9 protein-coding genes are annotated in these 9,904 nt (G+C 50.3%); 4 read left to right on the forward strand and 5 right to left on the reverse strand.

Features of this window, described 5'->3' with window-relative positions:
- Together RT018_RS07810 and RT018_RS07815 are read right to left on the reverse strand one after the other, a co-directional pair.
- The coding region (locus RT018_RS07810; protein WP_312940844.1) for a pyruvate formate lyase family protein at positions 1-1,065 on the reverse strand (1,065 nt) is incomplete at its 3' end.
- 87 nt (positions 1,066-1,152) lie between these two features.
- A complete protein-coding gene (locus RT018_RS07815) occupies positions 1,153-2,073 on the reverse strand; it encodes a trans-4-hydroxy-L-proline dehydratase activase (protein WP_312940789.1) in 921 nt (306 codons plus the stop codon).
- Positions 2,074-2,281: 208 nt separating this feature from the next.
- On the opposite strand from RT018_RS07815, the gene RT018_RS07820 reads away from it, so the two are divergent.
- Positions 2,282-2,872, forward strand: a complete 591-nt coding sequence (locus tag RT018_RS07820; protein ID WP_312940791.1) for a helix-turn-helix domain-containing protein — start codon at positions 2,282-2,284, stop codon at positions 2,870-2,872.
- A 136-nt stretch (positions 2,873-3,008) separates the two neighbouring features.
- Here the strand turns inward: RT018_RS07820 and pruA are convergent, their stop codons facing one another.
- Both pruA and RT018_RS07830 read right to left on the reverse strand, forming a co-directional pair.
- A complete protein-coding gene (gene pruA, locus RT018_RS07825) occupies positions 3,009-4,637 on the reverse strand; it encodes an L-glutamate gamma-semialdehyde dehydrogenase (RefSeq protein ID WP_312940793.1) in 1,629 nt (542 codons plus the stop codon).
- A gap of 78 nt (positions 4,638-4,715) precedes the next feature.
- Entirely contained in the window at positions 4,716-6,203 is a 1,488-nt protein-coding gene (locus tag RT018_RS07830; RefSeq protein WP_312940794.1) for an alanine/glycine:cation symporter family protein, read from the reverse strand.
- Between the two features lie 509 nt (positions 6,204-6,712).
- On the opposite strand from RT018_RS07830, the gene RT018_RS07835 reads away from it, so the two are divergent.
- From RT018_RS07835 to RT018_RS07845, 3 genes are all read left to right on the forward strand, one after another.
- Positions 6,713-7,360, forward strand: a complete 648-nt coding sequence (locus RT018_RS07835; RefSeq protein ID WP_312940795.1) for an XRE family transcriptional regulator — start codon at positions 6,713-6,715, stop codon at positions 7,358-7,360.
- Positions 7,361-7,391: 31 nt separating this feature from the next.
- Positions 7,392-8,210: a pyrroline-5-carboxylate reductase gene (gene proC, locus RT018_RS07840; protein WP_312940796.1), complete on the forward strand. Its 819-nt coding sequence runs from the start codon at positions 7,392-7,394 to the stop codon at positions 8,208-8,210.
- 531 nt (positions 8,211-8,741) lie between these two features.
- Positions 8,742-8,912, forward strand: a complete 171-nt coding sequence (locus tag RT018_RS07845) for a hypothetical protein (protein WP_312940797.1) — start codon at positions 8,742-8,744, stop codon at positions 8,910-8,912.
- Between the two features lie 317 nt (positions 8,913-9,229).
- Here RT018_RS07845 and RT018_RS07850 read toward each other — a convergent pair whose 3' ends face one another.
- Entirely contained in the window at positions 9,230-9,574 is a 345-nt protein-coding gene (locus tag RT018_RS07850; RefSeq protein WP_312940798.1) for a sigma-70 family RNA polymerase sigma factor, read from the reverse strand.
- Positions 9,575-9,904 lie beyond the last annotated feature (330 nt).

Genomic DNA, 9,904 nt, shown 5'->3' on the forward strand with positions numbered 1-9,904 from the left:
ATCGGTGCCGTCAGGGGTCACACCGCCCGTATTGATGTTGCAAAAATCGGTGTATGTGCCGCTTTCCTTGAGGGTGACGCCAACCTTGGGAGGAGCGGGCTGATTGTAGAACTTAACCCACAGGCACTCCATCAGTTCGAGCGCTTGATCCCGATTTAGGATGCCGTCGGTCACGTCCTTGTCATAGAAGGGACCAAGGTGCTGGTCGAAGTGGCCGGGGGAGTAAGCGTCCCAGGGGTTCAGCTCGGTGGTAACTGCCAAATGGGTGAACCAGTAATGCTGAATGGCCTGGTAGTAGGTCTGGGGCTTGTGAGCGGGTACCACGTCACAGTTGGCGGCAATCTGAAGAAGCTCTGCTCTCCGCTTTTCGTCCGTGCATTTTTCGGCCATCTCCCGGGCTAGATCGGCATAGCGCTTACTCAGGATCATGATGGCATCGCAGCAGATGCTCATGGCGTTAAGCTGGTTGCGCTTGTCGATGGCAGCGGGATCATGCATATAGTCCAGCTGGGACAAAGTTTCTTTAATGTCGCTCTGATAATCCAGATAGCCTTTCTCAAAAATCTTTTCAGAGCCCACGGTGTGACCGGGGCCGCGCTGCTCCATAAATTCAGTAAAAATACCCGCAGCATAGGCATCTTTCCACTCGTCGGTCATGCTGGAGAGAATTTTATGCCGCATGGAACGTTTCTCCCAGTAAGGAATGATTTCCTTCTCCTGTGTGCTCAAATCCTGCTGGGTGACGGAAAAATTGACAATTTTCCGGTCGTTCATGTTGTGCATATCCTGAAGGGTATGGCAACACAATTCCGGGAAGGTGGGGGCCGCTTGCGGTCCGTCACCTTTCTCGCCAACGATCAGCTCACCGTCGCCGATATAAATCTTTTTGTTGGAAAAGAAATGCTTGAGAACCAGCGCCCGCAGCTCTGGCACAGACACCGTGCCCTCGTACTTCTTGTATGCCTCGGTCTCCAGCACGGCACGCTCCATGTAGATACGAGGCTGAGTCTCTACACTGATCTTACGCAGCTTTTTAATGCGATCATTCATGCCTCGTTCTTTCATACCAACAGCGGCAGGGTTGATCGTGCCCACACAGGCACAGACCTCGTCTTCTGTCTCCGGGATCAGTTCTGTTTTGATGCTCATGCTTTAACCTCCTATAGTTGTAGTTTGAATGCCGTTTTTAATAAATAGCTCCCGAAACAACTCCATACGGCTTTGTTCGGGTTTATCCATTTGTTCCTCTCCATCGTAAAGTCTATCCAGTTTACTATATTTGTGTTTTCCAGTGTTGTGATAAGGAAGCAGGTTTACCTGAACAGCGTGAATATGCTCCTCCTGAAGAAACTGAATAACCCGCAGGATATACTCTTCTGTGGCGTTGACGCCTTGGATGATCGGCATCCGGATGAATATTTTCGCTCCATCCTGATTCAGCCTTTTAAGATTTTCTAAAATCAGATGGTTATCTACACCTGTCCAGTGCTTATGTAATTCCGGAGTCATAAGTTTGATATCATAGAGGAACGCGTCCACATAAGGTAAAATGCGCTGGAAGTTCTCGTAGGGAGCATAGCCGCAAGTATCAATATCTACGGAATAGCCCTTCTCATAAAGAATGCGGCACAGTTCCTCAATATAGTCCATATCCTGTGCCATGACTTCACCGCCGGACAAGGTGATCCCACCACCAGATTGTTCATAGAAGGCCCGGTCTTTCTCGGCCTCCTTTACCAATTCTTTTACCGAATACGCCTTGCCGACCACCTCACGGGCATTGTTCAGGCACCAGTCGACACATGTGCCACAGACGGTGCATTTTTCTCGTGTCATCTTCAATTTGCCGTCCACAATGGCGTTGGCGCCCTCCGGGCAGTGCTTGACGCAGGCGCCGCAGGCGGTACACCGGTCATTGAAAACGATTAGTTCCTTGGTATGGAGCTGGCTCTCCGGATTATGACACCATCGACAGGAGAGTGGACATCCCTTGAAAAAAATGCTGGTGCGGATACCGGGGCCGTCGTGAATCGAGTACCTTTGAATGTTGAACACAAACGGAGCTTTCGCCATGACCAGTCCCACCCTTTCTACTAAAATAGACCGACGTTTAGACTTTAGTCTATTATACAGCGAATTTGCTAGATCGGCAAGGGGGATATAAAATATTTTTGTGGAATAGTAACTGATTTCATAAATGGAAAATCAAAGTGACAATCGGTAGGAACCGTAGTATAATTAAAAAAGAGCGTTGAATTAAATGGAAACGAGGAATCAATCGATGTCCAGGGGAAACAGAACAAAGCTCAGGATTACGCAGGCTGCATGGAAACTTTTCCATGAAAAGGGATATGAAGAAACCACTGTGGACGATATCGTTCTGCTGTCTGAAACCTCCAAGGGGAGTTTTTACCATTATTACAACAGCAAGGATGAGCTTCTGGCAGCTCTGCCGGAGCTGTTTGACGCCAAGTATAAGGAGGTTCTGGATACCTTAGATCCAGAAATGAATAGTTACGATAAATTGATAGAATTGTCGTGCTGTATCCACCAGATTATTGGCGAGGAAATTTCCATCGGCCTGCTGGCGATGCTATACTCTTCGCAGGTGGTAACCAAAGGGGACAAGCATCTGCTTGACCAAAATCGGTTCTACTATCAGATGATTTATCATCTGGTCGATGAGGGCCAGCGCAGAGGGCAAATTACCCTCGAGATGTCAGTGCATGAAATTTCAAGGTTATATTCCTTGTGTGAACGGGCTATCATCTATGACTACTGCATCTCGGAAGGTGCATACGCTCTGGGACCCTATACCCGGAAGGTCATGCCCTTAATTTTTGGTGGCGTCAAGACAAGCCCAAAAGGGTAATCTTGCAACAGGCGGCACTTGCCAAAACAATGAATCATTTTTTGACAAAGGGGTCTGGACACCGATCGGTGGTCCAGGCCCCTTTGCCTGTTATTCAGGACTTTCTCTCCCACGAGGGACTGTCCTTCATTACAGTTTATTTTTCTGACATATAGGGATAGGCAATCGCGGCCGAGGGACAGTAGCTTTCCTTGACAGCATGGGCGCTGACCCAGCGAATCATGTTCAGGTTGGTTCCGGCCTTGTCGTTGGTGCCGGAAGCACGTGCACCGCCAAAGGGCTGCTGTCCAACCACGGCGCCGGTACACTTATCATTGATATAGAAGTTGCCGGATGCATTGCGCAACGCCTTTTCCATCTTCACGATGACCTGACGATCCTGGGCGAAGATGGCACCAGTCAGCGCATAGGGGGACGCGCTGTCACAGATTGCAAGCGTCTCATCCAACTTGTCGTCATCATAGACGTAGATAGAGACGATTGGCCCAAAGATTTCCTTGATCATGGATTCATAGGTGGGCGTCTTGCAGCGGATAATGGTTGGCTGAATAAACCAGCCCTTGCTATCATCATAAGTGCCGCCAGTGACAAACTCACAGTCAGGAGAAGCCGCAGCGCGATCAATGTAGCCCTTGCAGGTCTCGAAGGAGGCCTTGTCAATGACAGCTGCCATGAAGGTGTCAAATTCCTGTACGTCGCCCACCTTGATGGTTTCGGTCTGCTCCCTCAGGCGCTTTTCCACCACGGGCCAGATGCTGGCGGGAACAAAGGCGCGGGAGCAGGCAGAGCATTTCTGGCCCTGATACTCGAAGGATCCGCGGACGATACCGGCCACCAGGGGCTCGATATCCGCTGAGCTATGGGCGAAGATGAAGTCCTTGCCGCCGGTTTCACCAACCAAACGGGGATAGTTTGCGTAAGAAGCAATATTCTCTCCCACCTGCTTCCAGACGCCCTGAAATACAGCGGTGGAGCCAGTAAAGTGGAAACCTGCCATCTTGGGGTGGCTGATGACATACTGGGCCATATCCGTTCCGGCGCAGGGAACGAAGTTGATTACGCCGTCGGGTAGACCGCACCATTGCAGCAGTTTCATATAGTAATAATTGGACAGAACTGCCGTGCGAGACGGCTTCCACAGGGAAACGTTGCCCACGATGGCGGGCGCAGTGGGCAGATTGCCTCCTATGGAGGTGAAGTTAAACGGAGAGATGGCACAGATAAACCCGTCCAGCGGACGATAGTCCTGCCGATTCCAGATTCCATCACCACTGATGGGCTGTTCCTTGAAGATCTCTTGCGCACTCCATACGCCAAAGCGGAGGAAGTCTACCATCTCAGCAATATCAATTTCAGCCTGAAATACAGTCTTGGACTGCCCAAGCATTGTGGAGGCGTTGAGCACCTTGCGGTAAGGACCGGCGATCATGTCGGCAGCCTTTAAGAAAATTGCGGAACGGTGCTCCCATGGAATTTCCTCCCAAGCAGCCTTGGCGGACAGCACGGAGTCGATCGCCATCTCCAGTTCTTTTTCGCCAGCCATGCAGCATTCGGCAATCACATGGTGGTGGTCGTGGGGCATGGTTACCTGAATTGTTTTTTCAGTCCAGACCTCTTTTCCACCAATGATCAGTGGAATCTTCACAATCTCATTGGACTGTTTTTCCAGTTCCGCCTTTAATTCGGCGCGCTCGGCACTGCCGGGCAAATACCCTTTAAAGGGGTCGTTCATCGGACGTTCGATGGTGAAGTATGCGTTTGACATAAGTATTTCCTCCTTAGTTTGACGCCTGCGCCGAACTGGAATCACTGCACAGACGGAAAGAATACATCTTTTCGACTCTTACGACACAGTCTTTGTGTGCTTTTCCTTAATACTCTTCCAAAGTTCCACATCAACGCCGTCCCATTTCAGCTTCTCGACATCATAGATGGGATCCTTGCCAGCCTTCATCTGCGCTTCATAATCCTTGTACAGCGCAATTGACTTAGAGGACAATGCCATAACAACGACCATGTTAATCCATGTGATGCTTCCCAAAGCCAGATCGGACAGGTCCCATGCAAGGCCTGCGGCCGCGTTGCCATAGACGAAGATCAGAATGGGCATACCGATGCGCATAATCCAAACGACAGCTTTGCGAATTTTTTCTTTGCCTGGGCCCTGGAAGAGGTACATGGCAGCAGTCTCGGCCTCATAATAATAGCTGATGAGGCAGGTAAAGGAGAACAGAGCCAACATGATGGCGATGAAAGTGGGAGCAATGGTGCCCATGACAGTGCTGCACGCCAGCTGAACAAAGTACACGCTACCGGAGGTGACACCCTGCAGTTCGCTGAAGGTCTGGCTCACATAACCGCCCGAGGTATTATAGGCATCCGTGAGGAGGATCATCAGACCCGAGGCCGTACAGACGATAACGGTGTCCAGCCAAACGCCGGCGGCGTTGGCCATGCCCTGCTTTACGGGGTGAGAGGTTTCAGCCGCAGCGGCGGTGGGAGATGCCTCGCCCATGCCGGAGGCAGAGGAGAAGGTGCCACGCTTGATGCCTTGCTGAATGGCAATGCCCAGTGTGCCGCCCATAACGGCATTGGCGCCAAAAGCGGAAGATATGACGGTGACGAACATAGCGGGAACCTTGGTGATATTGATGAGAATAATGATGACTGCGGCAATCAGGTACAAGCCAGTCATGAAGGGGACGATGTAAGAAGCCACCGTGCTGATGCGCTTCACGCCGCCAATGATCACAACGGCCATGATGAGGGCGATGACCAGTGCGCTAACCCACATAGGGATATTTAAAGCGTTGCGGAAACCATCACAGATGGTGTTGGTGGCGGCAGCAGGCATAAAGGCCGCAATGCCCACCATGGTGATGACGGCAAGGAATGCGCCGTAGGGCTTCCACTTCAAGCCCCGTTCCGCACAGTACGGACCGCCGCCGCGGTACTCACCGTCGATCTTGGTCTTGTAGAGCACGGACAGGGTGCATTCGGTAAAGCACACGGCAGAGTTGGTCATGCCGGCCAGAACCATCCAGAATAGAGCGCCTGGGCCTCCAGAAAAGATAGCCACAGCCACACCGGCTACGTTACCGGTGCCCACGCGCATGGCCATGGTCGTGCAGAAGGAAGCAAATGCGGAGATACCGGATTCGGAATGGCCTTTTTCAAAGATTCTTTTCCACATGTCACCGAAGTGGGCGAACTGGAAAAACCCCATTCGGATCGTCAGGTACAGGCCGCTGCCCACGATGAGGACTAGCATTCCAACGCCCCAGATTGGACCGTTGAGCGCACCGACAAAATTAGTGATGATCTCTAGCATTTTCTTTTCTCCTCCTATATTCTGTTTTCACGTTGCAGTGGACATTGTGCCCCTTCCGCAGCACATGCATTAGGTGAGATGGGCGTCCGGAAATGCAGGCGCCGAGAAAAGATCGTCCGTTGCTTTGCTACGCTAAAGTATACCACGGTCTAATACAAAATACAAGAAAAATTAAAGTGTAAATAATAATTTGTTTATGTTGCACAAAACATTGCGCTCGTTTTCGGATGTGCTCACTTGTAATCGGATTCTGTTTTTGAAATTTTTTAAGTAATACTAAATTTATGCGTCAATTCTGAGAGTTTACTTTTTCCTTGATGTGAAATTCTTGACAGTTTGTGGAAATGACTGGTATAATAAAAATTAAACATTTCTCGCCAGTGGGTTGTTTATGATTCGAGAAAATGCTGGATTCATATATTTCTGATGCTGGACAGGCTTTTGTTTCGGCAAAACGAAAGTATTTTTAATACATTTTAAGGGGACACGGCTCCACATGGCAGCTAAAATTGCTGCTGACAGTACCGTGGCTGATTAAAATAGTACTTCATTTAAGTGCGGAATGGATGCTCATGGATCAAATAGGTGAAAAGTTAAGGCTACTGCGTAAATTAAGAAAGATCACACTCAAGCAGTTGGCAAAGGAAACCGAACTGTCTGTTGGATTCCTTTCCCTCGTGGAAAATGGGAAATCGAATATTGCGCTGGATACTCTATCTAGGCTCCTAGTTCCTTTAGGGTCAAACCTAAATCAATTTTTTGAGAAATCGACCAATATTGAGGAGGATCCGGTGGTTCGAAGCGTGGAGCGTACTTGGTCCCCATTTACCGAGACATCCTTCACCTCAGCTTTAAGCCATAATCCCTCTAATTTTAAGCTATATCCCAGAATTTTTCTTATGCACCCCGAAGCAACACCCACCAAGACCGACCTGTTGCAGCATGACGGAGAGGAATTCATTATGGTCTTAGAGGGCGTTGCGACTATCTACTATGCAGGATCTAGTTATTTACTTTATCCTGGTGATAGTATTCAGATCCATTCATATCTGCCCCATAACTGGGTGAATAAATCCAACAAGGATGTGAAACTTCTGTCGGTTCACTTTCCTAATCTTTTCTTTAGAGAAGGCACGTCCGATTCAGAAAATTCATAACATCGATCTTGGATTATACGGGGAGGTCTTTATGAAACAGGTTGCAATTATAGGCATGGGCAATATCGGCAGTATTCTGGCTAAGCGGCTGTGCTTGGCGGTTCCTCCAGAGCAGGTCGCGATTTTCGATCGTCATCCGGAGACTATGGAGACCGTCGTCCAGCAAGTTGGCTGTGTTTCTGCGGACAGCGCCCAAGACGCAGCGCGCGGTGCTCGCTACGTCATTTTGGCCGTAAAGCCAAAGGACTTTTCAGCCCTGCTCAAATCTCTTCTGCCTGTTCTGGACCCGGAGCAGTGTTTGGTATCCACGGCGGCGGGTATCGAATTGAATAGCATTCAGCAGCTGCTGGAATCCAGCGGTGCCCCGGCGCTTCCCGTGGTGCGTATTATGCCGAACTTGCCGATCAGTATTGGTAAGGGCTGTATTTTGGTTTCTAAAAACGAACAGTTCTCTCTCAAGCAAGAGGAGGGGCTTGTTCAACTGTTGAGTCAATGCGGCATGTGCCAAAACGTGGACGAGGAACACTTTGGTATGGGGGTTTCTCTAAGCAGTTGCACTCCCGCCTATGTGTTTATGTTTTTGGAGGCACTGGCCGACGGTGGAATCGCCTTGGGTTACTCCCGAAAGGAATCGGAGCTTATTTCTGCTGAGGCGGTAAGGGGAGCGGTTGACCTGTTCCTTGAAAGCGGGAAAAGCCTGGGTTATCTGAAGGATGCAGTATGCTCTCCCAAAGGCGCCGCGATTACAGGTGTATTGGAGTTGGAGCGAGCGCATTTCCGCGGTGCGATCATCAGCGCTGTAGAGGAAGCATATAAGAAAAACGAATCAATGAAGTTTGAACTGCGGTAATCAATCAAGTAGAATGTGCTTAATCGCTGGCATCGGCGGACAGCAGAACTCTCAATTTGTCCGAAAAAGAAATTATATTCACCTTGAAGAAGGCGCACCGTGACTGTACGTTGAGCGCCGAGGCCACAGCAGCAAGGGGCTTCCTCTAGAGTTTGGGAATTCGATTGAGGAAGACCTGATTGCGACTGCTATAACAATTAACTTGTTATATTGTATCAAAGGCACTTGCTCATCTTGGAGCAAGTGCCTTTTGTGTGTAGAGTGCATACCATCACGGCCTCCAACCCAGCATCTCGCTGCGCTGCCCGCGTAGAGGGAGCTGGAACGCCCCCCTTAAAAGTCCGTTATTGATTCAGCTTTATTGTCGCTGTCGGCATCGCAGCGGCGCAGAAAGGAAGATTCTTTTCCCCAGCAGTCAGTCGAGTCACAGAATCTTTCTTTGCTTCCTATGCGGAGAAGGCGAAATCAGAGGGATTTTATGAAGCATGTCTCCAAAGCCGGCGCATACCCTGAAAGCAGGGGGACTGGACGATGCAGGTGATTGTGCACTATCCTAAAGAGGAAGCTGCACAGCATGAGTTGTCTGCCCGCGTGGCACAATGTCATGCAGATGCGGTGATACGGTACATCAGAGAGCAACCCTGGTCCAGGGAGCAGAAATTAGCACTTATTGATTTGATCCTCAATGTAAAATCCAAATAAAGCAGAAATGGCAGCGGAGTCCAGATTTGATGGACCTCGCTGCCGTTTGCTTTTTCTTATTGACTGCTGCAAAGTTTTTAACGGACGGCATCGGGGGGCTTTAGAATTTGTACGTTGCCATGCTCCCATTTCTTCAAGGTCCCAATGGGGATACCGAGATATCCAGAACCCTCCGTGACCTTTGATCGGTGCAGCGGTTTGATTTGTTGTCCCTGCCCGCGATAAAGAAATGCCTCTATCCTCACTAACGCGGCAAAGCGAACGCCGATTCTCTGAAACAAGTGCTAGCCTGTTCACTTGAACAACAGAAAAGTCCGTTAGGGTAGGATAGCATTTTCAATGCACCGCGCCGCATAGGTGGCAAGCCGTGCACCTTTGGACGCGTCAAAGGTGGATACGCCTTTGATCAGGCCGATGGTGCCGATGGAAAGCAGGTCCTCCTGATTGCTCTGGGCACAATAGTATTTCTTCACCACATGGGCCACCAGCCGCAGGTTTCGCTCGATCAGCGCGTCCCGCGCCTTCATGTCGCCTTCGGCCATCTGCCGAAGATATTCCCGCTCCTCCTCCGATGACAGGGGCTTTGGAAACGAGCCCCCTCCGTTGAGCCGCAGGGTAAAAAGAAGCGTATTGGCAAACAGCAGCAGTGCCGCAGTCAGCATAAGCCCTCCCTCTTGACGGCGCGTTTTGCGCCGCATCTGCCGCTTTTATGAAGCGAGCGGTCCGCCGATTCAAAGGCGCCTCACCGGCGCCCTCTTCGCTATCCTATGCGGCGGCGGTGGGTCCCTATGAACAGGAATTACCGCCAGGAGAAAGCAAAAGCCCGTCCGTGGCGCACGTTTTTGTTGTGCTTCTGTAGAAAGCGAAGCCCTGCTTTTGGAAATAAGCGGGCCGGATGGAATGGACAGCCTAATGGCCGGCCGAGATGCCCATCTTGGGTTGCGGTCCGTGTTTGCGGAGACGAATAGAACGGCGGGGCTGGACGTTTGTCC

The organism is Oscillibacter sp., assembly GCF_032060045.1.
GTDB lineage: Bacteria > Bacillota > Clostridia > Oscillospirales > Oscillospiraceae > Oscillibacter.

Coding starts and splice junctions, on each gene's coding strand:
- RT018_RS07815 (WP_312940789.1), bottom strand. CDS start 2,073: ATGGCGAAAGCTCCGTTTGTGTTCAACATTCAAAGGTACTCGATTCAC.
- RT018_RS07820 (WP_312940791.1), top strand. CDS start 2,282: ATGTCCAGGGGAAACAGAACAAAGCTCAGGATTACGCAGGCTGCATGG.
- pruA (WP_312940793.1), bottom strand. CDS start 4,637: ATGTCAAACGCATACTTCACCATCGAACGTCCGATGAACGACCCCTTT.
- RT018_RS07830 (WP_312940794.1), bottom strand. CDS start 6,203: ATGCTAGAGATCATCACTAATTTTGTCGGTGCGCTCAACGGTCCAATC.
- proC (WP_312940796.1), top strand. CDS start 7,392: ATGAAACAGGTTGCAATTATAGGCATGGGCAATATCGGCAGTATTCTG.
- RT018_RS07845 (WP_312940797.1), top strand. CDS start 8,742: ATGCAGGTGATTGTGCACTATCCTAAAGAGGAAGCTGCACAGCATGAG.
- RT018_RS07850 (WP_312940798.1), bottom strand. CDS start 9,574: ATGCTGACTGCGGCACTGCTGCTGTTTGCCAATACGCTTCTTTTTACC.